The sequence below is a fragment of the Lacibacter sp. genome, assembly GCF_057361365.1.
Genome location: NZ_JBMQSG010000011.1, coordinates 631,219 through 655,101, shown reverse-complemented (window position 1 = coordinate 655,101; position 23,883 = coordinate 631,219). Strand labels below are relative to the sequence as shown.

The following is a 23,883-nucleotide window of genomic DNA, read 5'->3' as shown; positions in this document are numbered from 1 at the left end:
TGTCTAGTCCTAAAATAGCTATACAGGTGAGAGAATAAATCCTGGATTAGCTATACACCCGGGACTGGTAATCCTAAAGGAGCTATACAGGATCATTTTTTTCAAATTTATGCATTAATGGGTTGCGTGTACTTAACGGTTTTCCATCTTTTTTTAAGTGTTCCCGACTGCAGGTGTGCCTGATCTGGTGTGAGGTAGTCGCAACTGCTATGCGGCCTTAGTTGATTATACGCATCGATACTTTTTTGTACAAGACCACAGGTTTCGTCAAAACCAAATTGACTGCTGTAAAGACTGAACTCTGATTTAATAATTCCGTTAACCCGTTCTGCAATTGCATTTTCGTAAGGATCACCATTCTGTGTCATGCTGATAGCGATGTTATTTGTTCTTAGCAGATCAACATATTCTTTGCAACAATACTGTGAACCTCTGTCGGAGTGATGGATCAATGATGTGGCTGGATAGCGTCTGTTGGTTAATGCCATTTCAAGTGCCTTTACACAACCTTGTGCAGTAAGATCTTTGCGAAGATTATAACCGATAATTCTGCGTGAGTAGGCGTCTGTAATTAAGCTCAGATAAACAAAGCCATTCGTTAAGCGGATGTAAGTGATATCGCTGACCCATACCTGCTCAGGACGGGTGATGTTGATTGTAGTAATCAGATTACTGTATTTGTGCATCCAGTGACGGGAGTTTGTGGTGATTACATTTCTTCGCCTGCTTCGGATCAGAAGTTTATAACGGGCCAGCAGTTCAAATAAATAATCACGGCCTACATCAATACGGTGTGCTACTAATTTTTCATTGAGCAGATGCTGTAATTTACGTGTACCCAGCCTCGGTAATTGTGTGCGTATTTCACTGACCAGCTGAAGAATCAATTCATCTTTGAGTAAATCACTTCGCATGCGCCAGATGTAATCATAGTATGCATGCCGGGTTTTGCCAAACAGTTTGCAGCATCTTTCGATGCCGGTTGTTGGATTTTGGTATTTCATTTTTGCAACTGTTTGGCACCAGACTTTTTTCTGATAGCAATTTTAAACTGTTCTTCAGCGATATCAATCATGAGTTCCAGTGCTTTGATCTTTAGCCTGGCTTCTTCTAATTCTTTTTGATTAACGATACCGGCGGCATTGGTTTGGATGGCAGTCATATCTTCCTGATTAATGCAGACAAGATCGTGTTCTTCCTGTTTTACTGCACGTATCCATGATCGTACTAACTTCTTATCTACTCTGTGAACAAGGGCAACTTCTTGTATCGTGATTCTTCCCTCCAATACAGAACGGGCAATACTTCTTCGCTGAGTTGAGGAAAAAGATTTACGTCTGTGTTCAAAATAGGCGGGTGAACCAAACCTACGCATCCAGTCACCTAAGGTGGTAGAGGCCATCCCATAACGGGAGCAAACTTCTTTTCTTGATGATCCATCTTCTACTTCTTGAACAGCCTGACGGATGACTTTCTTTGAAAACTGAACTCTTGCTGAAGTGTTGTTTTTAACTGACATACTATACTTCTTTGTGTATAGTTATTTTAGGACGGGACATGAGGCGGGAAGGAAACTCTCGCTCTTGAAATTTGTTGATCGCCGGAGTTTTGGCTTGGATGTAAATGATATTTGCTTCTACATGTTTTTCTGTCACTTTTTTGTTTGGCCAAAAAGTAACCAAAAAGGCCCCCGATTTCGCATGACGGCCCGAAATCGGATTGTTCCCTGATTGTACTGTGGTACTACTGTAGTGAAGGGCATTTGTAGTTGCATGATGATCCTATGTGTTGCAGGTTGATTTGTTAGGAGCTGGTATCAGGTTCTTGAAATTTGTTGATCGCCGAGTGTTGGCTTGGATGTAAATGATATTTTGCTTCTACATGTTTTTCTGTCACTTTTTGTTTGGCCAAAAAGTAACCAAAAAGGCCCGATTTCGCATGACGGCCCGAAATCGGATTGTTCCCTGATTAGGCTTTTGTGGTACTGTGTTGAAGGGCAGAAAAACTTACACGATCAGCCAAAGTGCCGCAGTGTGATTTTTGGAAGCGGCTTGTTTTGCTCAATAAAGCTGTCATCCCGTGGTTCGAGGGATCTGTTTGGAATCAGATACCCGTATGCAGGGCAACAGCCTTTTGCCACCTTTTTTTTACTAGGAAAATACCCCTTTGGCGGTATTGGATGTGCTTCTTTTTGTTGATACCTTCCCTTCATCCAAAACTCTGCATTATGAAGCAACTCTTTTTTGCTTTTGCGCTTGTGTGTTTTATCTACTCTTCCAAAGCGCAATCAGTTATCCAGTTTACCGTGGTTCAAAAACCTTTGCTGAAAGCAGATGCGGGTAAAGACAGCACTGTTAACAAAGGCAGCCAGGTTGTATTAGGTGGTACAACATCTGCAACCGGAGGATCCGGCAACTATACTTATGCATGGTCTCCAGCAAAAGGGTTAGATAAAACAGATATTGCTCACCCAACAGCAACTGTTAACGAGGATATCAGTTATACTTTAACTGTGAACGATGGTTTGGGTTGTATCAAAACTTCTGTGGTGAATCTCAAAGTGTCGATGGCGACATCTATTGATGAACTTACTGCTATTTATGGCCTGCGCATATTTCCTAATCCTGTAAGCGACCGCATTTATATCAGAACCAGCAGGGCCTTTCCTGATAAATTATTGTTACTGGAGTTGTATGATACACATGGTCGCAAAGTGTATTCAAGACAAGTGAATGCTGCAGCCACGCTAAATCAAAGTATAGAACTGGGTTCGTTTTCAAAAGGACTTTACCTGCTGAAGTTCAGTAGTTCCAAGATCAATCATTCTTACAAAATAATCGTACACTAATCCAAAACCACTGCAAGATGAGAAAGCAATTTATACATTGGTTATTTTTTTGTTTGGCGTTGGTGAGTGGAGTAGTTGGGAGTGCACAATCAAAAGATTTTACATTAAAAATAGATGGTTATCGTGGTGAGATTCAATGGGAGCAATCGCCGGACAATATGAACTGGAGTATTATGCCCGGGGCATCTACATCTACTTTTATTGCCAAGCCAGATAAGACGACCTATTACAGAGCGAAAATTACTGAAGAGGGATGTAATGCATTATATTCTCCTGTAAAAGCTGCTTATATAGACTTGTATAAAACAATGCCTGCAAAACTTATTAAAGGGAAAATATCTCAAGGCATTGGTTTGCCGGGATTAAGTATCGTATCATTTATTGATTCTTCTGGTATTAAACCGGATGGAAGTTTTGAATTGCTTGTATCGGACTCGGTGAAAGATGATCTTTTACTGGTGATCAATCAAAGTGGAGATGTAATGATGATGGCAGATATTTTCTCAAATCAGACTGATTTTACTATTAACGACACATCAACAGCGCTAGCACTACTTCAACATTTTCCCGGCCAGTTGCCCATTGACAGCGACAAAAAAATGCAATTAAATTCTTTATATAAACGACAGACAGAATTTGGAGCATTAACGGTAGAGATAAAACAATTGATACAGGGGGGGATAAAGTTATTTTCCGGAAGTCATGCAAAGATGATTGAACTGACAGGTGTTTTAGTTAATAGAGATTTTAACAAAGATCGATTTAGGTTAAATAAAACATACAAAGATCTACCTGTAGATATAAGCTCCTTTGGCACCACAGTTAAATTAGAAAACAAAGCAAAACACAGCTATGCCGTTAGTATCGTTAAAAAATCAGATCAATCGCCAATGGAGACATTTATGCTTTATGGCGAAGAGGTTAGCGAATCGGTGATTTTGCAATCCATACATAAAATATTCCGGGGTATATCTGAGATCAGCGCAACAAAAACGCTTGATTTTTCGAAACTAAAATATAAGGCAGGCGAATATGAATTTATAATGACTGACGGTACTTCCAATTCTACAATTATTCCTTCAAATGCTCTGGCTTTCGATCAAAATCTGTATGATCTTATTGCGATCACCATCGGCGCAGTAATTCCCAATCCCACTTCGATGATTAAGGATGAATGCTTGAAAAATTTAGTAAATGCGGGAATCAATACAATCAACCCACTGAATATGGCACAGGCAGCAAAACAAGGGACCGTATTAAAAGATTATATCTACCCCATTTTCAAAGATTATGCTGGTTTCCTATCGGGAGATTGCCTTACTATAAAGTCAAATAAATTCATGGCAAAATTGCTTCCCATAATTGAAATGGGGGAAAAGGTAGTTACGATTGGTAGTTTTGTTTACAGCTGGAGTTCCAGTCCTTCGATGATTGAGGCATGCCAATACATTAACGAAGACATGCAAACCTCTACCTGTTTTGTTATGCTTCCCTATGAAAAGATAGCCGATGAGTATATGACTGGCGAGAGTGTTGATCTTAAACTTATTTGTCGTGCCGATAAAGCATATTATCCTTTTACCGAACAGGTTGTTGCTAATATAAAATTCAATTGGTTTTTGCCTGACGGTGGTTCCTTTGCCCCGGATAATTCAGTGAATCCGCAGGGGTCTACGAAAAGTGACGGTACAGCAGAAATTAAATGGCTATTGCCCTGTAATGCCAAAACATTAAATGTGCAAGCAGTAGTGCCATTTATAAGCGAAACACTTGGAAAAAATGTTTTTAGTACAAAAACATCCAATCTTCTGCTCACTACTGTAAAAGGCGACAATCAACATGGTGAAACTAACAAGCTCTTAGCAGAGGAGTTGAAAATTTATTTTTATCGTAGCAACAACCTTCCTTTTTATGCTGATCGGGTGAAAATAAGCTGGAATATGGTAAAAGGCACAGGTAAAATTGTAAAAAAAGAATCATCGTTTCTTTATGATTCCAGTTTTTCATGGACACTTGGACCAGAAAGTGGCGAACAAATAGTAGAAGCAACAATAACCAGTAAAAACTGTGATTGGGAAATACAAAAAAATGTAATTGTATTCAAAGCAATCACGCCGGATCCCCAAAACATGGCAATATTTTCGGGAAACAACCAGGTGGGTGCAGCGAATACTTTTTTAACCGATGACGTTGTTGTAAAAGTTACGGATAATCAAGGGAACGCAGTTGAGAAAGTGACCGTTAATTGGGCAATGGTTAATGGCGGAGGACAACTGCAGAATAGCACAAGTGTTACTGATGCAAATGGGTTTGCAAGAAACCGGTGGCAGTTAGGATCAACAGGTGAGCAGAAAGTAAGTGCAAGCGGGAAAAAATCAGACGGCACAGAACTTAGCGGGTCACCTGCTTATTTTACAGCACTTCTGGCAGGCAGGAGCGGTGTAACTGTGGCGCAGGTAAGTGGCCCAAACGATGTTTTTATAGACGATAAGCAAAATCTTTATATTACTGATCCTCCCAATAAAAGGGTATTGAAAGTAAATCTAATTACCCAAAAGGTGCAGGTGATTATACAAGATCTCCAGGTTGGCAGTGTTTGGGTTGATGCAAACGACAATGTGTATGTTACCGCTATTGTTCCTGTTATTAACCAGAGTTCGAGTGATGAATACAGGGTTTATAAACTTAACCAGTCGACTGGTGCACTTACCGTTGTAGTAGCGGGATTGCTTGGATCGAAAGCAAATGAATTTAGTGCAATGGATGATATTTATGTTGATAATGCCGGCAGCATTTATATAGCTGACAGAAATAATCACCGCATTCAGAAATGGCAGCAAGGTGGCAGCAGCGGACAAACGGTTGCGGGTACAGGGATTAAAGGTTCGGCACCCGGAGAACTCAGTTCACCGAGTGGAGTATATTTTGACAAAAGCGGTAACATGTACGTGGCTGATCTTGGCAATAACCGCATACAAAAGTCTTCTTCCGGAGGGTGGGTAACTATTGGCAGCGCAAATTCTCCGATCGGGATTTACATTGATGCTAATAACAATGCATATGTTTCGGAAGTAAGCAGTCATAGTGTAAGGAAAATTTTGCCTGGTGGTCAAGCGGTCATCGTTGCGGGTGGTAATGGGGGCGGTTCTGGAGCCAACCAATTATATCTTCCATGTGGCATTTATCTTGACCAAAACGGTAACATTTATATTGCTGATAAAGTTAATAACCGTGTGCAGAAATGGGACCCCTATTGAGGTTGAGATGAAGGAAGTGTTTTGCATAAAAAGAATAAAGTGTTTTTGAGATTGGTAAAATTATGAGCCGATAAAATATTCCCGGGGTTGGTTAAGGGCAGACCCCGGGCCGACAACAGCCACTCAGATTTGAGTGGCCTTTTTTGTTTTTATACGTGGTGGTGAAGCACGAATAACACGAATTTTCACGCTCTATATAGCTAGTATGTCTTTATCGGCATAAAGCGATCTTTTGAGTAATTAGCGGCATAATTGGCCTAATGCGGCAAAAGCGGCCGGTTGATTTTCCTTTGCTTTTTTGAGTTTGTAATCTTGTTGTGTCGTTGCAACTGACGGGTTTTAACAAAATGTACCCTTAGAAACTGTTTTGATTTACAGCGTCAGAAACATTTTGATTATTTGATTTTTAATTTTTAAAACGATGGCACAACAAAAAGGTATCCTTCCATTGAAGGGTACGATTGGTAACATCAATTTTTACAAAACAAAAGACGGCTACCTTGCCCGTGAAAAAACAAGCGTGAACAAGGAACGTATTGCAAACGATCCTGCATTTGCCCGCACCCGTGAAAACGGTGCTGAGTTTGGCCGGGCAGGACAGGCAGGAAAAGTGCTGCGCACCGCACTGCGTTCTTTATTACTTAACACAGCAGACAGCCGGATGCTAAGCCGCCTGACACGTGAGATGATGAAGGTGATACAGGCGGATGCTACCAATGACCGTGGATTGCGCAACGTGATTGATGGTGAAGCAGAACTGTTGGCAGGTTTTGAATTCAATGCAAACAGTAAACTCGGCACTTCGTTGTTTGCTCCTTTCACTGCGGCGATTAATCGTGTGAGTGGTGAGTTGAGTATTTCGATCCCTTCCTTTATCCCGGTGAACATGGTGGCTGCACCCAGTGGTGCAACGCATTTCAAATTGGTTTCAGCAGGTGTTGAAATTGATTTTGAAAACAAAACGTATGTGGTGGCTTTTGGCGACAGTGGTTCGTTACCGATTGATTCAACAGCGACGGCTGTATTGAACATCAGTCACCAGGTAACAGCCAACAGTACGAAACCATTGTTTCTTGTATTGGGTGTTGAGTTTTACCAGGAGGTGAATGGTAACCAGTACAGTTTGAAGAACGGGGCGTTTAATGCGCTTAGTTTGGTGAAGGTGGAAGGGTAGTTGTTAATGGTTAATGGTTAATGGTTAATTGTTAATGGTTAATTGTTAGTTGTTAATTAAAGGCACTTAACAATGGGCAATTGGCAAGAGATAAGGCTTAGCCGATAGCTGGTAGTCATTAGTAGTTAGTGAAAACAAGGTCAGTGGATTCTTTCTCTGACGGAGCCCTTTTTCTAAAAAGAAATCAGCAATTATTTGTTGCAATTAAAACATCACTCCTGAGCGGATAAGGAATTGTATTGCCCTTTGTTTTCATTCACTTTATTCTTTCAATTCTCAAATACAAAAACATGAATAAAATTTTGAAACGTGCTAAGCGTCGCACACCGAAGTTTTTTGTGCAGGTGAGGAATGTTGGTGTGGCGCTGGCTGGTGTGAGTGCGGCTATACTTGCAGCTCCTGTGGCATTACCTGCGGTGCTGATTAAAGTAGCGGGTTACCTGGCAGTAGCTGGTGCTGTTGCAGGTAGTGTGAGCCAGACTGCAGTTACGAATGAGCGGGATTAATTATTCCTATGCAAGACTCGTACTTTTTGAAAACAGGAACTGCCGGTGGAACGCTTACGATTCTTTTTGCAAACATTCACTCAGATGATATTTTTAAGACAATTGTGCTGGCTGCTATTGGAGCAGCAGTGAGTGTGAGTGTATCGTTTGTGATGAGGAAGATGTTTGGGAGGAAGAAGTAAGTGTGCTGGTTTGAGAGCCCCGATTTATGTCGGGGCTTTTTTTTGTTTGGATTGTTTGCCACGAAGACGGTAAGATTATTCACTTCGTTCATTTGAGTTGCTACGCTGCGCTCAAAATTTTTGGTCACACAGAAAACACGGAGAGCGCAGAGGATGGTGTGCTGCGCCAATTTTTCAGGGCCACTAATGAGCGCAGATGAACACAGATGTGCGACAAGTATTAATACAACTACTTATCCCTTATTTCATTCATCACAGTTAATCTTCCCGTAACAATCTGGTAACAGTTCGTACACATTACAACTGCAACTTGCGGCCCTATTCATGTGCATGAGAAGCACGTATGTAATAATCATAAACCAAAACTTACAAGATGAAATTTCGGGTAGCAACAAAAGTTTTCCTTTTTCTTGTTCTTTGTTATGTAAACAGTTTTGCGCAGTCAACAGGAAAAGAAAACAACTCTGCAGTAGTAGTGTCCGGTATAGTAAAAGATGCTGAAACAAATTTAAATGTTGCGGGTGCCACTATCAGCGATGGGAAGAAATCAATTGCAAGCACAAAAGAGGATGGAAGCTTCCAGGTAACGGTAGCGAAGGGAACTGTACTTGTTATAACAGCAGTTTCTTATGTCGAGCAAAGGGTGAAGGCAACAGTACATGAAACCCGGATGGATATTTTACTTTCTCCGGCATCAAAAGAACTGGAAGGCGTGGTGGTAACCGCACTTGGTATTACACGCAAACAAAAGGCATTGGGTTATGCCGTGCAGAATATCAACAATTCTGAATTGACTGATGCAAAATCAAACAACTGGTCGAGTGCGTTATCGGGTAAAGTAGCAGGCCTAAGTTTGTTGTCGCCGGGTTCAGGTCCATTCAATTCAACACGTATCAGTTTACGTGGCGATGTATCGTTAAACCCTGATGGTAACAATGCACTGATCGTTATTGATGGTATTCCAAAGAACAGTGGTATGACAAGTTCCGGTGTTACGAATGCTTATGGTGCCGGATCGGGAAATGATATTCCGGTAGATTTTGGTAATGGCATTGCAGATCTTAATCCTGACGATATTGAAAGCATCACTGTTTTAAAAGGACCCGGTGCAACTGCCTTGTATGGTAGTCGTGCTGCAAACGGTGCGTTGATCATCACTACTAAATCGGGAGCAAGAAAGGACAAAAGCATTGGTGTAACATTTAATTCAAATACCAGTGTGAACACGGTGTTGAAATGGCCCGACTATCAATATGAATATGGACAAGGTACAGGAAAGGCTCTTAACAGTTCTGGTGAAAAATATTATTCGTATGGGGCCAGTGCCGACGGTGCAAGCACCAGTGGTACATCGAGTGCTTACGGACCAAAATTCAACGGACAGAATTATTTTCAATATGACCCTGCAAGACAGGGCGCTGGTTTAACACGTACCTTATGGCAACCTTATGAAGATAATATCAGCAGTTTCTGGAGAACCGGTTACACTCTTTCAAATAACTTATCGCTTGAAGGAGGTAATGAAAAAGGATCGGCACGTGCATCCATCACTCATACAAAGAATGAATGGATTATGCCCAACACCGGTTTTGAACGTATCAATGCAGCATTCAGTGCAAACTATAAAGTATCAGATCGATTAAAAGTAACTGCCAAAGTAAATTATACCAATAAGCAAAGTGATAATGTACCAGGCACTGGTTACAACAATCAATCGATCGCTTATTTCATGATCTTTCAAAATCCAAACGTAGATCTGAACTGGTATCGTGACCGCTGGAAGTTTGGTTTAGAACAAGTTGACCAGGTGCATCCGTTCAGTTCATTCATCGACAATCCTTTTTTAATTGCCTATGAAATGACGAACTCTGTTAACAACAATAATATCATCGGCAATCTTGCAGCTACATTCCAGGTAACAAAAAAGCTTGATGTGATGTTCCGTTCAGGAATTGATATGACAGGTGAACAACGTCAGCAACGCCGCCCGTTCAGCACAGCAAATTTTTTAAGAGGTTATTTTAAGCAACAGAACATCACTGATTATGAAGTGAACTCCGATGTGCTGGTAACCTATCGTGATAAGATCGCTTCTGTCATCGACCTTACAGCTTCAGCTGGTGGCAACTTAATGAGTCATCAATATAACCGTATGGATGCCTATGTGGATGGTTTGGTGATACCGGCGGTGTATAAATTATCGAATGGAACAGGGACTGCTATTGTAACAGCAACTGACCGTAACGAAAAAGTTAACAGTGTGTACGGGCTTGCTTCTTTCAGCTATAAAGGAAAATATTTTCTTGATGTAACAGGGCGCAACGATTGGTCGAGCACATTACCAGCTGCTAACAATTCATTTTTCTACCCTTCAGTAAATACAAGTTTTATATTGAGTGATATTTTTAAATTACCTGCGTTTATTTCATTTGCAAAAGCACGTGCTTCGTTTGCACAGGTGGGTAATGATACTGATCCGTATAAAACGAGGAAATATTATGGTACCAGTGAATTTGCAGCTTCAGGATCAGTGCCAACCACATTGCCGAATGCAAACTTAAAACCCGAGATATCATCGAGCACAGAAGCGGGTCTTGATCTTCGTTTTTTACAAAGCCGTTTGAATCTTGATCTCACTTTCTACAATAACATTACACGTAACCAGATATTGGAAGTGCCTCTCGATCCAACAACTGGATACACAAGAGCGGTATTGAATGCAGGTAAAGTACGTAACCGGGGAGTGGAAGTTGTTATTACTGCACAGCCCGTTAAGCTTCGCAACTTTAAATGGACCACTACTGTTACATGGTCGAAAAACCAGAACCGTGTATTAGAATTAGCAGAAGGAATGGGAGGTAAAATGGATCTGGCTTATGGTGGTAACGCCACCATACAGGCAAGAGTGGGTGGAACAACTGGTGATATCTATGGATTTGGATTTGTGCGTTCACCTGAAGGTGCCGTTGTATACACCACTGATGGTTTGCCAGCAAGACCTGCAGATATTCAGTACATCGGTAATGCTTATGCCGATTGGAAAGCTGGCTGGAGAAATGAATTCTCTTATAAATCTTTCCGTTTCAGTTTTCTTTTTGATGGACAGTATGGCGGTATCATCTACTCGCAAACCCATCATAAGATGACGGAGCAAGGGAAGTTGAAACATACGTTAAGAGGAAGAGAAGAGAATTATATTATTGGCGATGGTGTTGTATTTGATGCAACCAGTAATAAATATATTACCAATACGAAAAAGGTGATACCCGTTGATTATTATGTAGAATATTACCGCAGGGCAAACGTGGAAGCCAATTCGTTTGATGCATCTTATCTTAAGTTGCGTGAAGCAAGATTAGAATATGCTATTCCAACAAAAGCATTGGGCAGAAGTTTTATTAAGGCTGCTTCGTTTGCTATTTACGGTCGTGATCTGTTGATGATCACCAGCTTCCCCATCTTCGATCCTGAAACAGCTGCATTGAATGGCTCGACCTTAATGCCCGGTGTTGAAATGGGACAGATGCCTTCAACACGCACGATGGGTGTAAACCTCACGTTCAAATTCTGATACCAATCAAAAAAAATTAACAACAGTTAAGATGAAACATACAATAAAGCTTACAGCATTCATTCTGTTTGCAAGCATCGGCTTCCTTTCATGTACAAAAGATTTTGAAACGATCAATACTGATCCTAATCGTATTGACCAGATCAGCCCGGGTACTTTACTTAACCCTATCATTTATACTGTGGCGGGTTATAATATGCAACGTTGCGATGATATTACTTTTAACCTGATGCAGGTTGCATTGCCTTACCCGAGTGCTTCGGGTGGTTTGCACCGTTATGATATAGCGGAGAACGCAGGCAATGGCACATGGAATACCTATTACCTGTGGCTGAACAATGTTCGTGAAATGTATAACGCATCTGTGAAAGCAGATGATAAGAATTACCAGGCCATTGCACTCACACTCAATGCATGGATCTATTCCAATCTTACCGATTGTTTTGGCGATGTGCCTATGAGTGAAGCATCGAAAGCAGAAGAAGGTATACTTCACCCGAAGTTTGATTCGCAGAAGGACATTTATACTGTTTTGCTTGCAAGTCTTGATTCGGCCAATAACCTGTACAATACATCTAAAAGTATGTTGTATGGTACGGAGATACTTTATGGAAATAACGTAACGAAGTGGAAGAAGTTTACTAATTCATTGCGTATGCGTTTGTTGTTACGATTAACTAAACGTACAGAAGTTGGATCATACGCTTTATTAAAAGCAATGATGGATAACCCGACAAAATATCCCGTGTTCAACAGTAATGATGAAGGTGCAGCTTTAAAGCTTACAGGTATTACGCCACTGGCATCGCCATGGGGACGACCCATTGATTTCACCACATTTCGTGCAGCGGCAAAATTTTTCCTTGACAGTCTGAATGCATTCAATGATCCCCGTAGAGCGAAGTTTGCAACACAGGCAAGGAATGCTAGTGGAACAGGAAATATCGGTTATGTAGGTATTCCAAGTGGATATACCGGCAGCGAATCTCAATTCAATTATATTCCTTCTAATGTAAATGTTGCGTTGGTTACAGCATCTTCATCATCTCTTACACCTATGAGCGTGGTGTTAATGCCTTATGCTGAAGTAGAATTTATTAAAGCTGAAGTAGAATTTCAACAAGGTAATCATGCAGCTGCTAAAACTGCTTATGAAAAAGGCGTGAAAGCGTCGATTGAACAATGGGGCGCTGTAATGCCTGCAGATTATTTTACCAATGTTGCATCTGCTGAAGCAACTGCGTATAACAATACCTTGCACAGAATTTTACTTCAAAAGTATTATGCACTTTTCTTTGTGGATTACCAGGCCTGGTTTGAACACCGACGTACAGGTATGCCTGTGCTTCCTGTGAATGCAGGCATAGCAGGTAAACAAATGCCCACACGTTTCAAATACCCGATCAACATCCGCTCAATGAATCCTGATAATTACAAAAAAGCTGTTGAAGCAATGGGTGGTGACGATAATACAACAAAGGTTTGGTGGGAGAAATAAATTAAACAGCATTAAACAACAGAAATGGAAAGGAAAGATTTTTTACGCATGTTTGGTGTTGCAGGAACTGCCATTGCATTACCAACAATTCCAACAAGGGCAGCATCAACAGTTGAAGATCATCAGCCAACGAATAAACTTATTCAGCTGAAAGGTTCAGTTAAATCCAAAGGAAAAGGCATTGAAGGAGTTGCAGTAACTGATGGAACTAGTGTAGTGTTGACCGATAAGAGTGGCAATTATTCATTTGCCGGTTCTGAAACTGCTGAGTTTGTGTACGTCTCTATACCGGCCGGTTATGCTTTCCCGCATGAAAAAAAAATCGCAAGGTTTTATGAACGCATCAATAAAGAAAAAGAAAGTTTCTCGGCCGATTTTGTGTTAGATGCGTTAGAAGCAGATGATCATAAACATCATTTTGTTATATGGGCAGATACACAGATGATCTCGCAGGATGATGTGGCGAAGTTAAAATCACAATCGGTTCCCGATTTGAAAGAACTTGTTGCTTCGTACCCAGCGAACAGTTTGTTTCATGGTATTGGCTGCGGCGACCTGGTGTGGGATAAGTTTGAATTATTTAAAGGTTATAAGGAAGCTATTGAAGGAACTGGTGTTACTTTCTTTAATGTTATTGGTAATCATGATATGGATATTACCACGGCACGTACAGATGAATGGAGTGCGCAAACATTTAACCAGGAGTTTGGGCCAACGTACTACTCCTTCAACCGTGGAAAGATCCATTACGTTGTGCTTGATGATGTGTTCTTCATCGGCACTGCAAAAAAATACATTGGTTATATCACGGAGAACCAGCTGGCTTGGCTTGAGCAGGATTTAAAACATGTTGCAAAAGGTTCAACCCTTGTGGTGAGTTTGCATATCCCAACTGATACAGGTGCTGCACGTCGTAATAAAAAAGAAGCAGAGCTGGGATCGAATGTTGCCAACCGTGAACAATTGTATAAGTTATTGGCGGGTTACAAGGTTCATTTTATGTCGGGGCACACACATTTCAATGATACCTGGGAGAAAGGCAATATGATGGAACATAACCATGGCACTGTTTGCGGTGCATGGTGGACAGGTCCTGTGTGTGGTGATGGTACTCCGAGTGGTTATGGTGTTTATGAAGTTGATGGAGATGATCTGAGGTGGTATTACAAATCAACAGGCAAGCCCAAAGAATACCAGTTGTCTGTTTTTGGCAAAGGCAAATCAAAAGATCATCCTGAAGAGGTGGTGGCGAATGTATGGAACTGGGATAGTAAGTGGAAAGTAGAGTGGCTTGAGGACGGTGTTATGAAAGGAATGATGGAACAACGTGCGGCACTTGATCCGTTAGCAGTTGAATTATATGCCGGTCCTGAATTGCCGACGAAGCACAAGTTTGTTGAACCAACATTAGCCGATCATATCTTTTTTGCAAAACCATCAGCAAACGCAAAAGAAGTGGAAATAAAAGTGACCGATCGTTTCGGTACTGTTTATACCCAGAAACTACAATTGCAATAATGCAACTGTTGGAAAGACCGAAGCCGGCTGCATGCAGCCGGTTTTTTTGTTAACCAGCTTCATCTTTTTTTTCTTTTTATGAATAATGTGAACAAGTGAATCATAAATGTGCATTGAAACAATTCCTTTACAGTACGTTCATTTATCCATACCAGTTCATTAAGATATCCTTAATACAGCACACTCACATTTGCGGAACAATCAAAAACTTACTGTTTTATGTTTCGCTCGTCACACATCAGCCAATCACTGTTATTTCTATTGCTGCTATTTTTTACTTCTGCAGCATTTTCACAAACAATAACAGGGAAAATAATTTCTTCCACAGATCAACACCGGTTGTAACAGAGCCGCATTTAAAAACTTAACACGGGGGCATGCCGGGCACAGTTAAATTTGTATGAACAAATTGTAAAATCATATGGCTGTCAGAAAAAAATCCAAAAAGCAAGCAAGGACCGAACTGCAGGATAAAATTGAACATTCGCTTCAAACATTTGCTGAAGGCATCAGCAGCAAACGACTGGAAAAAAAGCTAAAAAAGGCTAGCGCCGAACTGGCGGAGCTGATTCAAAAGCTCAGCAGCAAAGAAGATAAAAAGAAAAATTCGGGGATCAAGAAGAAAAAGAAGGCGAAGCCGGTAAAGAAAAAAAATCCTGTCCCGGCGGTTTAAAAACTCATAGTTGTAATTTCCGCAACTCATTACATTGTCGGAAAAGAGGTTAAACAGTTTAGAATTGATGATTCAAAAATGTTAGCTTACATCAACAGCCGTTTCAAATAAAGGCAAGTTGGAAAAAGATATGGATCAGATCAGCCGGGTTATAAAAGAGATGATTAATGTTACAAATGAAGAGTTGAATTCTTTCCTGGATCAAATGACCACCAGGACCTTCAAGCGGCAAGAAATAATCAGCAAGCCCAACGTAATACCGCAGGATGTTTTCTTCATTAACAAGGGATTGATCAGAGTTATTATAACAGACCATACAGGTACCGAACACAGTATGCATTTTGCTCTTGAACATCAATTCATTGCCGACTATTCGTGTTTTATAAAAAAGCAACCTTCGCTTTACAGCCTGCAGGCCATTGAAGAAACCGAAGTGGTGGTTATGCCACGTTCTGCAATAGAGTGGGGATATAAGAACTTAAAGGAAGGTGAAAAAATGGGAAGGTTAATTGCAGAATTTTATTTCATATACCAGGACGACCGCATCAAGAACCAATATGCCCGTACCCCCAAGCAACGATATGACAGCATTACGGAAGTATTTCCGAATATCCATAATCGTGTACCACAACATATGCTTGCCTCTTACCTGGGGATGTCGTCGGTGCACCTGAGCCGATTAAAAAAAACGGATGCCAAAAAAAATACTCTTCAATGAATTGAAAAAAGCGGGGTTTAGCGAAAGTATAAACATTTGTTGTCGTTTGCCGGTAGTTTCTGTTGCAGTTTTACAGGACAATTTCAATGAACGGTACATGCAACTTTCATCAAACGAAAAACTGAGACTGAAAAACAATTATGGCGAATGGGCAGTTGTGACAGGTGCTTCCTCGGGGATTGGTCTTGAGTTGGCAACACAGTTAGCAGTTGCAAGCTTCAATCTTGTTCTTAATGCGAGAAATCATGACCGGCTTTATGCTGTTGAGAAAGCATTGAAATTAACATACCATATTGAGATAAAAATTGTTGCCGCTGATGTTTCGGAGAAAGCAGGTATTGATAAACTTATGCAGTCAACTGAAGGTTTGAAGGTTGGGTTATTGATCCATTCGGCCGGCTATGGCACATCGGGTTTGTTTCTTAATACATCACTGGATACAGAGATCAATATGATTCGTGTAAACTGCGAAGCGGTACTTTCATTAACTCACCAGTTTGCACAAAAATTCAAGCAGCAAAAAAGAGGAGGAATTATTTTCCTGAGTTCGCTGGTTGCATTTCAAGGAGTGCCTTATTCGGCTAATTATGCAGCCAGTAAGGCTTATATCCAATCCTTTGCCGAAGGATTAGCAGTAGAATTAAAGGCTTTTGGAATTGATGTGTTGGCAGCCGCTCCGGGTCCTGTTGAAAGTGGTTTTGGACAAAGAGCCAATATGCAAATGGGGAAGGCATTAAAACCTGCGGACCTGGGTGTTCCCATATTGAAAGCACTTGGAAGAAAAACGAATGTGGTGCCTGGCTTGCTTTCAAAAATCCTGGTGTATTCTTTACGAACAGTACCCCGTTCAATTAAAATAAAAATCATGCAACAGGTGATGAGTGGATTTACACAGCATCAACGTTTATAATAAAAGAAGAAGACGATTAAGCGGTTTGAGCTAAGAGAATGGATATTATTTTTTGTTTGAGTTGCATAGCGATCTTTTCCTGCTGACGGGTTAGTATTTCATCGGCAAGTGGATGGCCATCGGCTCTGATGACAAAGGATTCGAATTTGGCTGCGCTAGCTGTAATGAGAAAGCATTTCTTCCCATTCATGTCTCCAATTTGATTAATGCAGACTTGTATGCCATTTGATAAGAGCAGGGTGTATTCGGGTTTGATCCTGTTTTTTGGCATTTGTATTTATTAGTTTGATAAGCCAGTTATGGCACAAAGTAATTTTGAATTTACGTTTTTTTGAATCGTGGATTTAGGTCTTTGTCACTTTTTATTCCCGAAGATGCTTCGCTCATCGGGACAGGTTGGCCAATTCTTCGACAGGCTCTGAAGTAACCGTCACCTTCGCTGAAGCTACGGTGACCAGGCAAAAGACCCCGCCAACGGCGCCCTCGTTGGCGTAATGTTCCCTAATGAAGCTGTTGTTCTACTGTCGCTTGAGCATGTGAATGCGCAGTGCCGTTTTCTATGCAGCAGTTTGAGTAATTGCTGACACACTATTATGTTTAGGTTTATGATTGGTGGAAATCTTTGATGAGTTCTTCATCGATGCCGGTGAAGAGGGTGAATTCTTTGAGGGGGATGAATGCGTCTTTGGATTGGTTGAGGCTTTGCCGGTGGTTTGTTGTGTCGCTTTTTGCTGCCGAAGATGTTGATACAGGAATGGCTTTAAGAACCGTTGATTTCTTCGATGAATTTTTTGATTTGCCTGAGGACCTGCTGCTGCGGCTTTGTGAATGATTCGCCTTCCAGCGGAGAACCATCGGCTGTGATTACGAACGAACCGTATTTGCCTGATGTATCGGTAATTAAAAAGCATTTGTTGCCGTACATGTCATCACCGATCTGGTTGATGTAAAGTAAGGTTCCGTTTGACAACTCCTTTGTGTATTCCGGTATGTTTCGATTTTTGGACATTGCGGTTGAACTTTACTGGAGTGATGCTTTCTTATTGTATGTGATTTTTAAAAATGTGTTGTTGAATTTACAGTTTTTCCCTGAACGAAGGTACAACAGCCAACTATAGCATCACAGATGAACGCAGAATAGACACAGATAAAGGAACAAATTGCACGCCTATTCAAGAGATAGGAGAATCAGGATTGGAGGAAGTCTTTGATGAGTTCTTCGTCGATGCCGGTGAAGAGGGAGAATTCTTTGATGGTGATGAATTCGTCTTTGGATTTGCCGAGGGCATCACGGATTTTCTGGATGAGTTTGCGGGCTGTGCGGCCACGACGGCCAGTGATGTTTTCAATGTCTCTTGGATATAGGACCACACGGGTGGGAATGCGGTTGGGTACTGTTTTCATGGTTTTGCATTTTACAAAGTGAATTGAATATTGTTTCAATGCTGTTGCTAAACTACTCATTCAAATCAGTAGATGAAAACCGTGTTTTCACCCTTGCCTGTCTTTTTTTATCTATTCATTTTCGTTTATAAGTAGAAGAAGTTATCATTTATTGAAGAAGTTTATTGCATTGAAGTGGGAGAAAAACATCCGGACGTGATGATGAAAATGGGATTGCAGAGTAACGTGAGAATTGCGTGCTTCGTGGTTCACCAAATCTATATTTTATGAACCATTTTATTTCGTTACAGGAAGCCATTGACATGACCACGTTGTATCGCCAGGAGCAGGAAACTATTTTGCAGCCGGAATACCGGAATCAAAATATCCTGGCAAGATCGGAAGCATTTGACCGGCTTGCTTTTGATACGTTGCTGGCAAAGAATGGCTGTGCCGGTTTACGTATTTATTACGGCATGGATGCACAATTGAAAGTACATGCCATCATTGTACCCATTGATGCGAATGGCAATGATATTCTTCCCCAATCAAATTTAATTACTGAAGAAGGAGAAGATGATATTGCTGAGCGTGGTATCAGGTGCCCGGATATTTGTCCGACGGAATCGCCTTTAAACAGCTAAGGTTATTTTATGGATTTTAATGGACATGCAATTTTTAGTTTAACGGCAGGAGCAGGTGCAATTATTGGCTGGGTCAGAATTAAAAAAACTGACCCGGCCTATTTGCCCTTAATACTTTTGCTTACTGCCGGTTTTGTTACGGAAATCATCAGCATTATTGTAACAAGGAAGGGATTTTCAAATGCACTTAATGTGAATGTGTTCACGCTTATGGAAGCCTGTCTTGTAACGCAGTTGTTTTACAAGCTCGGTTTATTTGCTAAGCGAACGTGGCCGGTGTTGCTGCAGGTGCTTTTTGTATTGGGGTGGGTGGCTGAGTGTTTTTATTACCGGAACCTTAACAGCTTTTATTCTCATTTTATTATTGGCTATTCGACCATACTTGTTTTTCTTTCCATTAACCTATTGCATACTGTACTTTTTCAAACATCAGCGAAGCTGTACCGTAACCCGGTGTTTTTAATCTCTATGGGATTGATCGTTTACTTTACCTACAGCATTATTGTGGAACTTTTCTGGTTTTACGGATTAAACAACACTGAAGTTTTCAGAAATAAAATCTACACCATATTCAGCTATATTAACCTATTTACCAACATCCTTTTTATACTGGCAACATTATGGATACCACTGAAACGAGAATATATACTGCGTTCCTCATCGGCAGTATAGTGATCGGGGCATTGTTCCTGTATTTTGCGATCAGCATGATCCGCAAGCACCGGCGGCATTTTGATCTTTTACGGAGGTATTATTTGCAGGAATCGAGAATACTGGAAAATGACCGTTCAAGAATAGCACGTGACCTGCATGATGATCTCGGGCCGCTGGTTTCTGTGGCTAACCTGCTTATCAGGAACTGTAAAGGTGCGAACGATGAAGAGCGGGAATACCTGGCTAAAGCAGAAGAATCAATGAAAGAATTAACGAGGCGATTCAGAGATACCGCCAATGGATTAGCATCGGCTGTATTAAATGATAAAGGACTGCGAGCTGCCATTGAACAGTTTATCAATAAATGTAAAACAGCGTGTGAAATTCATTTTGTACTAAGTTATAAAATGGAACAGGAGCCGGAGAAAGAATTGGGATTACATATTTACCGACTGGTTCAGGAGTTATTGCATAATGCCATTAAGCATTCGAAAGCATCTGTTGTAGAATTGCGGATCATTGAACGAAAAGAAGTTATCCATTTGTTTTACACTGATGACGGAGTAGGATTAGATATGAATAAAGATGGCGATGGTGCAGGAATTACCAATATGAACAGCAGGGTGCATGTATTGAACGGAACGATGGTTGTGAATGACGAAAAGAATAAAGGAACAGAAATTTATTTTGCTTTACCAATTAACCAGGATTATGAGTGAACCTATAAAAATTGTTGTTGCCGATGATCATTCTCTTTTCAGGGAAGGTATTTTATTAGTGCTGAAAAAAGAAAAAAGTATTGTGATTGCCGGTGAAGCTGCTAATGGTGATGCATTGCTTCAACTGATTGATGAGGTGGAGCCGGATGTGGTGATCACGGATATAGATATGCCGATCAAAAATGGTATTGCCGTAACCAAGATCGTGAAGCAACAAAGGCCCAAGGTTGGGATACTTGCCCTTACTATGTTTGATGAAGAGCATTTGCTTGTTGATATGATGGAAGCGGGGGCGAACGGTTATTTATTAAAGAGCAGTAAAAAAGAAGAGTTGCTGACAGCTATACAATCGGCAAAGGAAGGAGGTACTTATTTCTGTGAGCAGACCAGTACCCAATTAAGTAAAATGATTTCGGCAACAAAGACAGTTCAAAAGAAAGAAGCCGTAGAGTTTTCAGAAACGGAAATTTCTGTTATGAAATTTTTGTGTGAACAGTATGCCACAAAAGAAATTGCAGACCGTATGAAACTCACGATCAGCACGGTTGAAAAAACAAGAACAAGAATTATTGAAAAAACAGGATCGGTTAATACGATAGGTGTTGTGATCTATGCCATACGTCACGGGTATTTTAAACCGTGATGATTTTCACCGGATGCAGTTCATAAGAGGAGACCTGCATCGATATGAAAGGATTCACAGAAATACAAATAAGCCAAACAGAGAAGATTATCTTTTCTGATCTAAAAGTATTGCTTAGCAAGCAGGCCGGTTTTTTACTTAACTCGCAGCAGCTGGTTAAAAAAACCGGCATGAACAGAACCAAGCTCTCCTCTGGTTTTTATGCATTATTTGGATGCAGTATAAAGCAGTACCAGCTGCAACAACGGATGCTGCTTGCAAAACGAAAGCTTGTTATAACAAATCTTCCCGTTAAAGCTGTTGCACAGCAATGCGGTTTTGTCAATGAAAAATATTTCTTTACTTATTTCAAACAGAAGACGGGGCTAACGCCGGGACTATACCGCAAGCGCTATTACAGGCGTAAATAAACCTTCCACTGTAATTTCTATACTTCTTACTGCGGTTTCTATACCTCTTTGATTTGTATTGTTTTTTTTGATTGCGGAATTTTAATGCAGGAACCAAGAGGCCGATGCACTTAAATTTTTTGCAGGATGAAAAATGAGCATCTCAACGTAATTGCCAGTAGTGTGTTGATTTTACTTTACAGTTATACAGCTATGAGCAAGCTTATTGGCTATGAAGTTTTTGAAGCTAATTTAAGCCGGTCTCCTCTTATGGGACCAGGAGCAAACACAATTGCATGGGTGTTGCCAGCAGCCGAGTTAATTGTTGTTCTGCTCCTGTTTTTTGAAGCAACGAGAAAGACCGGGTTGTATGCTTCATTATTCTTACTTGTGTTGTTTACAAGTTACTTACTGTATATGATTTTGTTTGTTGCTGACCTGCCATGCAGCTGTGGTGGGGTATTGAGCAAGATGAGCTGGCAACAACATATATGGTTTAACCTGTTTTTTATTGTGGTGAATGGGCTGGCTCTTGTTCTCCATAAAAAGCAAAGACATTATAACTGAACTGCTGCAGGCCGGAGTACTACGGAATTGCGGAACAGTAGAGGCGAAGCCGAAAACCTTTAAGAGAGTAGGCGTTTAATTTAAAATTTAAGAATATGAAAAAGTTTTTATTGCCCATGCTGGCGATATTGCTTGCAGTGGGTTTCAGTGCATTTACAAAAGACAATCGTGAACGCAAAACAAATGCCGAGCAAGATGAATTGTACTGGTACAGGATTGTAAATGGTAAAATCGGTTCAGCATTGAACAGTGAAGTGTTGTCGACCAAAACAGAAGTGTTCACAGAAGCTGGTTGCCCGGATGAAACAGGCGATGATTGTGCAAGGGGTTATGAAGAAACGCAAACCCTTGGCGCTAACGCCGCAAGTGTTACCGGTAGTGACCGGCACATTATGATTGATGAGGAGTAATAGCATCCGGATAAAGCCTGTGCAATTATTGCACAGGCTTTTCTTTGTCGGTAAGGTAGAGGCATTGTACAGGCATTTCTTTTTCAACCAATACTAAACCGTACTGCTTCAGTTCATCATTCAGCTTTTGTATACTTAGTGATTCGACGACTTCACCTGATAAACGAATATCGATATTACCAGTAAACGATACATTGTTTTCAAATGGCAACTGGTATTCCGATTCAAGCCAGAAGGCGATGCTGTGCAAAAAAATCGGGAAAGGCGTATTCTTTAATTCTCTTTGCGGAGAAGTAACATCGCCACTTACAGATGAACGGTTAAAACTATTGAACGGATCTCCTCCTTTTGTTTTGATCTTCAGTTCTCCTTTTACAGTTTCGAGTACAATACACTTTTTATATACGTGTTTTACCTGTGCAGTAAGCTGAAAGAAGCGTTGCAGATCCTGTTTCATGTATATGTACTTAAGCAGTGTATCGCTCTTAGGTATAAATAATTCGTAGTTATAAGCATGCTGCTGTTTCCAATCGCTGATTTCCGCTGCATTTAAAGGTTTGCTGTATTTATAAGGATCTTCATAATCGGTGATTAAACGCCCCACCCGTTTAAAATTATACTTTCCTTCTTCATTGAAAGCGGTTACATATAAGTCGGTTGCTGATGCACATTTTACCTGGATAACTGTTAACCGTTTTCTAAACTGACTGGTAAAGGACTCCTGGTTACCTGAGATACATGTAGTTAAATAGGAAACAAACTGAAGTTTTTCTTCGTATTCTTTGTTAATGACATTGTTGATTGGCAGGCGGCCTGTTTGGTGAGCGGCCAGCTTGAGTGGTTGGTTGTTCATGAGTTTAGAGATTGATTGTTCGTTGAGATCAGAACCGTTGGTTAAGAAAAGAAACTTATGTTCACTATTGAGCCATGCATAGGCAGGTACGCCGATGTGTGGGAAGTATTGTTCTAACAGGGTATCGTTGCAGATGAATGGCACTTGCGGTATTTTGATCTTTTTTCTTTTTTCGAAAAACTCTTTCACTTTGGACAAAGGTTCCTGGTTTACTAAAATCAACTGTATGTCGTTGCCGAATTTCTTTTGCAAAGAATCTAACTTGGGGAATGACTGGATACAACCAATGCAGTTGAGACTCCAAAAGTCGAAGACGATGATCTTGTTTTTGAATTGAGCGAGATCGAGTGTGGGGTGGGAGTAGTTGAAGATGTTGGGGAAGATTGTTTGGGGGATAGGTTGGCCTTGTTGAAGAGGTTGCGCTGTTGTATATAACAGCATAAACGTTGTTATGATTGTTAGGATGAATTTGAGTTTCATGTTATTTGTGTAAAAGATTGATTAAATGTTTTCTGCTTAGCTCTGTTAGATTATGGATTTCTTTCTTTTCTTTTTGCTTCTCCAAAAAGAAACAAAAAAGAGCCCGCCAACGGACACCCCACGTTGGCGGAGGGTACCTTGATATAACTGATGTGCTACTGTCGCATCGACAAAAGGATTTCCATGTACATACTATGTGTAGCGGTTTGATTGATGGCATGCATACTGATAATGATGGTTGAAAATGATGTTTGTGTTATGTGCCCGAACAACTCTCCCTTGAGAG

General features: G+C 40.7%; 24 protein-coding genes. 18 read left to right on the top strand and 6 right to left on the bottom strand.

Annotated elements, in window-relative coordinates:
• Nucleotides 1-107 precede the first annotated feature (107 nt).
• Together ACO1QW_RS12315 and ACO1QW_RS12310 are read right to left on the bottom strand one after the other, a co-directional pair.
• Entirely contained in the window at nucleotides 108-1,004 is an 897-nt protein-coding gene (locus tag ACO1QW_RS12315) for an IS3 family transposase (RefSeq protein WP_486258919.1), read from the bottom strand.
• Complete coding sequence (locus ACO1QW_RS12310) at nucleotides 1,001-1,519, bottom strand: transposase (RefSeq protein ID WP_486258917.1); 519 nt, start codon at nucleotides 1,517-1,519, stop codon at nucleotides 1,001-1,003. The genes ACO1QW_RS12315 and ACO1QW_RS12310 overlap by 4 nt, the downstream gene beginning before the upstream one ends.
• Before the next feature lie 708 nt (nucleotides 1,520-2,227).
• On the opposite strand from ACO1QW_RS12310, the gene ACO1QW_RS12305 reads away from it, so the two are divergent.
• The 11 genes from ACO1QW_RS12305 (at nucleotide 2,228) to ACO1QW_RS12255 (ending at nucleotide 16,855) form a co-directional block, all read left to right on the top strand.
• The gene (locus tag ACO1QW_RS12305; protein WP_486258916.1) at nucleotides 2,228-2,848 is read left to right on the top strand and encodes a T9SS type A sorting domain-containing protein; all 621 of its coding nucleotides are present in this window, start codon (nucleotides 2,228-2,230) and stop codon (nucleotides 2,846-2,848) included.
• 17 nt (nucleotides 2,849-2,865) lie between these two features.
• On the top strand, nucleotides 2,866-6,105 hold the full coding sequence (locus tag ACO1QW_RS12300; protein WP_486258914.1) for a hypothetical protein: 3,240 nt from the start codon (nucleotides 2,866-2,868) through the stop codon (nucleotides 6,103-6,105).
• A gap of 421 nt (nucleotides 6,106-6,526) precedes the next feature.
• On the top strand, nucleotides 6,527-7,279 hold the full coding sequence (locus ACO1QW_RS12295) for a hypothetical protein (RefSeq protein ID WP_486258912.1): 753 nt from the start codon (nucleotides 6,527-6,529) through the stop codon (nucleotides 7,277-7,279).
• Nucleotides 7,280-7,569: 290 nt separating this feature from the next.
• Entirely contained in the window at nucleotides 7,570-7,785 is a 216-nt protein-coding gene (locus ACO1QW_RS12290; protein WP_486258910.1) for a hypothetical protein, read from the top strand.
• Nucleotides 7,786-7,793: 8 nt separating this feature from the next.
• Nucleotides 7,794-7,967, top strand: coding sequence for a hypothetical protein (locus ACO1QW_RS12285; RefSeq protein ID WP_486258908.1), 174 nt, complete (start codon nucleotides 7,794-7,796; stop codon nucleotides 7,965-7,967).
• 373 nt (nucleotides 7,968-8,340) lie between these two features.
• On the top strand, nucleotides 8,341-11,538 hold the full coding sequence (locus ACO1QW_RS12280) for a SusC/RagA family TonB-linked outer membrane protein (RefSeq protein ID WP_486258906.1): 3,198 nt from the start codon (nucleotides 8,341-8,343) through the stop codon (nucleotides 11,536-11,538).
• A gap of 31 nt (nucleotides 11,539-11,569) precedes the next feature.
• Nucleotides 11,570-13,036, top strand: a complete 1,467-nt coding sequence (locus ACO1QW_RS12275) for a SusD/RagB family nutrient-binding outer membrane lipoprotein (RefSeq protein ID WP_486258904.1) — start codon at nucleotides 11,570-11,572, stop codon at nucleotides 13,034-13,036.
• A 24-nt stretch (nucleotides 13,037-13,060) separates the two neighbouring features.
• Nucleotides 13,061-14,554 (top strand): calcineurin-like phosphoesterase C-terminal domain-containing protein, encoded by a 1,494-nt coding sequence (locus ACO1QW_RS12270; RefSeq protein WP_486258903.1) that lies wholly within the window; start codon nucleotides 13,061-13,063, stop codon nucleotides 14,552-14,554.
• Between the two features lie 421 nt (nucleotides 14,555-14,975).
• Nucleotides 14,976-15,227: a hypothetical protein gene (locus ACO1QW_RS12265; protein ID WP_486258901.1), complete on the top strand. Its 252-nt coding sequence runs from the start codon at nucleotides 14,976-14,978 to the stop codon at nucleotides 15,225-15,227.
• Between the two features lie 118 nt (nucleotides 15,228-15,345).
• The gene (locus ACO1QW_RS12260) at nucleotides 15,346-15,945 is read left to right on the top strand and encodes a Crp/Fnr family transcriptional regulator (protein ID WP_486258899.1); all 600 of its coding nucleotides are present in this window, start codon (nucleotides 15,346-15,348) and stop codon (nucleotides 15,943-15,945) included.
• Nucleotides 15,920-16,855, top strand: coding sequence for an SDR family NAD(P)-dependent oxidoreductase (locus ACO1QW_RS12255; protein ID WP_486258897.1), 936 nt, complete (start codon nucleotides 15,920-15,922; stop codon nucleotides 16,853-16,855). Before ACO1QW_RS12260 ends, ACO1QW_RS12255 begins: the two co-directional genes overlap by 26 nt.
• 16 nt (nucleotides 16,856-16,871) lie before the next feature.
• Here the strand turns inward: ACO1QW_RS12255 and ACO1QW_RS12250 are convergent, their stop codons facing one another.
• The 3 genes from ACO1QW_RS12250 to ACO1QW_RS12240 all read right to left on the bottom strand — a co-directional run bounded on the left by ACO1QW_RS12250 (nucleotide 16,872) and on the right by ACO1QW_RS12240 (nucleotide 18,319).
• Complete coding sequence (locus ACO1QW_RS12250) at nucleotides 16,872-17,126, bottom strand: hypothetical protein (protein ID WP_486258895.1); 255 nt, start codon at nucleotides 17,124-17,126, stop codon at nucleotides 16,872-16,874.
• Between the two features lie 489 nt (nucleotides 17,127-17,615).
• Nucleotides 17,616-17,864 (bottom strand): hypothetical protein, encoded by a 249-nt coding sequence (locus ACO1QW_RS12245; RefSeq protein ID WP_486258894.1) that lies wholly within the window; start codon nucleotides 17,862-17,864, stop codon nucleotides 17,616-17,618.
• A 179-nt stretch (nucleotides 17,865-18,043) separates the two neighbouring features.
• A complete protein-coding gene (locus ACO1QW_RS12240; protein ID WP_486258892.1) occupies nucleotides 18,044-18,319 on the bottom strand; it encodes a hypothetical protein in 276 nt (91 codons plus the stop codon).
• 206 nt (nucleotides 18,320-18,525) lie between these two features.
• Here ACO1QW_RS12240 and ACO1QW_RS12235 point away from each other — a divergent pair, with 206 nt between their 5' ends.
• The 7 genes from ACO1QW_RS12235 to ACO1QW_RS12205 all read left to right on the top strand — a co-directional run bounded on the left by ACO1QW_RS12235 (nucleotide 18,526) and on the right by ACO1QW_RS12205 (nucleotide 22,264).
• On the top strand, nucleotides 18,526-18,882 hold the full coding sequence (locus tag ACO1QW_RS12235; protein ID WP_486258891.1) for a hypothetical protein: 357 nt from the start codon (nucleotides 18,526-18,528) through the stop codon (nucleotides 18,880-18,882).
• A gap of 9 nt (nucleotides 18,883-18,891) precedes the next feature.
• Complete coding sequence (locus tag ACO1QW_RS12230; RefSeq protein ID WP_486258889.1) at nucleotides 18,892-19,554, top strand: hypothetical protein; 663 nt, start codon at nucleotides 18,892-18,894, stop codon at nucleotides 19,552-19,554.
• Nucleotides 19,503-20,255, top strand: a complete 753-nt coding sequence (locus tag ACO1QW_RS12225; protein ID WP_486258887.1) for a sensor histidine kinase — start codon at nucleotides 19,503-19,505, stop codon at nucleotides 20,253-20,255. Before ACO1QW_RS12230 ends, ACO1QW_RS12225 begins: the two co-directional genes overlap by 52 nt.
• Nucleotides 20,248-20,898, top strand: a complete 651-nt coding sequence (locus ACO1QW_RS12220; protein ID WP_486258886.1) for a response regulator — start codon at nucleotides 20,248-20,250, stop codon at nucleotides 20,896-20,898. Before ACO1QW_RS12225 ends, ACO1QW_RS12220 begins: the two co-directional genes overlap by 8 nt.
• Nucleotides 20,899-20,942: 44 nt before the next feature.
• Nucleotides 20,943-21,308, top strand: a complete 366-nt coding sequence (locus tag ACO1QW_RS12215) for a helix-turn-helix domain-containing protein (protein ID WP_486258884.1) — start codon at nucleotides 20,943-20,945, stop codon at nucleotides 21,306-21,308.
• Between the two features lie 126 nt (nucleotides 21,309-21,434).
• Nucleotides 21,435-21,854, top strand: coding sequence for a MauE/DoxX family redox-associated membrane protein (locus ACO1QW_RS12210; RefSeq protein ID WP_486258883.1), 420 nt, complete (start codon nucleotides 21,435-21,437; stop codon nucleotides 21,852-21,854).
• Between the two features lie 95 nt (nucleotides 21,855-21,949).
• Nucleotides 21,950-22,264: a DUF6520 family protein gene (locus ACO1QW_RS12205; protein ID WP_486258881.1), complete on the top strand. Its 315-nt coding sequence runs from the start codon at nucleotides 21,950-21,952 to the stop codon at nucleotides 22,262-22,264.
• Between the two features lie 25 nt (nucleotides 22,265-22,289).
• On the opposite strand, the gene ACO1QW_RS12200 is transcribed toward ACO1QW_RS12205, so the two are convergent.
• The gene (locus ACO1QW_RS12200; RefSeq protein WP_486258879.1) at nucleotides 22,290-23,597 is read right to left on the bottom strand and encodes a TlpA family protein disulfide reductase; all 1,308 of its coding nucleotides are present in this window, start codon (nucleotides 23,595-23,597) and stop codon (nucleotides 22,290-22,292) included.
• Between the last annotated feature and the right edge of the window lie 286 nt (nucleotides 23,598-23,883).

Coding starts and splice junctions, on each gene's coding strand:
- ACO1QW_RS12315 (WP_486258919.1), bottom strand. CDS start 1,004: ATGAAATACCAAAATCCAACAACCGGCATCGAAAGATGCTGCAAACTG.
- ACO1QW_RS12310 (WP_486258917.1), bottom strand. CDS start 1,519: ATGTCAGTTAAAAACAACACTTCAGCAAGAGTTCAGTTTTCAAAGAAA.
- ACO1QW_RS12305 (WP_486258916.1), top strand. CDS start 2,228: ATGAAGCAACTCTTTTTTGCTTTTGCGCTTGTGTGTTTTATCTACTCT.
- ACO1QW_RS12300 (WP_486258914.1), top strand. CDS start 2,866: ATGAGAAAGCAATTTATACATTGGTTATTTTTTTGTTTGGCGTTGGTG.
- ACO1QW_RS12295 (WP_486258912.1), top strand. CDS start 6,527: ATGGCACAACAAAAAGGTATCCTTCCATTGAAGGGTACGATTGGTAAC.
- ACO1QW_RS12290 (WP_486258910.1), top strand. CDS start 7,570: ATGAATAAAATTTTGAAACGTGCTAAGCGTCGCACACCGAAGTTTTTT.
- ACO1QW_RS12285 (WP_486258908.1), top strand. CDS start 7,794: ATGCAAGACTCGTACTTTTTGAAAACAGGAACTGCCGGTGGAACGCTT.
- ACO1QW_RS12280 (WP_486258906.1), top strand. CDS start 8,341: ATGAAATTTCGGGTAGCAACAAAAGTTTTCCTTTTTCTTGTTCTTTGT.
- ACO1QW_RS12275 (WP_486258904.1), top strand. CDS start 11,570: ATGAAACATACAATAAAGCTTACAGCATTCATTCTGTTTGCAAGCATC.
- ACO1QW_RS12270 (WP_486258903.1), top strand. CDS start 13,061: ATGGAAAGGAAAGATTTTTTACGCATGTTTGGTGTTGCAGGAACTGCC.
- ACO1QW_RS12265 (WP_486258901.1), top strand. CDS start 14,976: ATGGCTGTCAGAAAAAAATCCAAAAAGCAAGCAAGGACCGAACTGCAG.
- ACO1QW_RS12255 (WP_486258897.1), top strand. CDS start 15,920: ATGCCAAAAAAAATACTCTTCAATGAATTGAAAAAAGCGGGGTTTAGC.
- ACO1QW_RS12250 (WP_486258895.1), bottom strand. CDS start 17,126: ATGCCAAAAAACAGGATCAAACCCGAATACACCCTGCTCTTATCAAAT.
- ACO1QW_RS12245 (WP_486258894.1), bottom strand. CDS start 17,864: ATGTCCAAAAATCGAAACATACCGGAATACACAAAGGAGTTGTCAAAC.
- ACO1QW_RS12240 (WP_486258892.1), bottom strand. CDS start 18,319: ATGAGTAGTTTAGCAACAGCATTGAAACAATATTCAATTCACTTTGTA.
- ACO1QW_RS12235 (WP_486258891.1), top strand. CDS start 18,526: ATGAACCATTTTATTTCGTTACAGGAAGCCATTGACATGACCACGTTG.
- ACO1QW_RS12230 (WP_486258889.1), top strand. CDS start 18,892: ATGGATTTTAATGGACATGCAATTTTTAGTTTAACGGCAGGAGCAGGT.
- ACO1QW_RS12225 (WP_486258887.1), top strand. CDS start 19,503: ATGGATACCACTGAAACGAGAATATATACTGCGTTCCTCATCGGCAGT.
- ACO1QW_RS12220 (WP_486258886.1), top strand. CDS start 20,248: ATGAGTGAACCTATAAAAATTGTTGTTGCCGATGATCATTCTCTTTTC.
- ACO1QW_RS12215 (WP_486258884.1), top strand. CDS start 20,943: ATGAAAGGATTCACAGAAATACAAATAAGCCAAACAGAGAAGATTATC.
- ACO1QW_RS12210 (WP_486258883.1), top strand. CDS start 21,435: ATGAAAAATGAGCATCTCAACGTAATTGCCAGTAGTGTGTTGATTTTA.
- ACO1QW_RS12205 (WP_486258881.1), top strand. CDS start 21,950: ATGAAAAAGTTTTTATTGCCCATGCTGGCGATATTGCTTGCAGTGGGT.
- ACO1QW_RS12200 (WP_486258879.1), bottom strand. CDS start 23,597: ATGAAACTCAAATTCATCCTAACAATCATAACAACGTTTATGCTGTTA.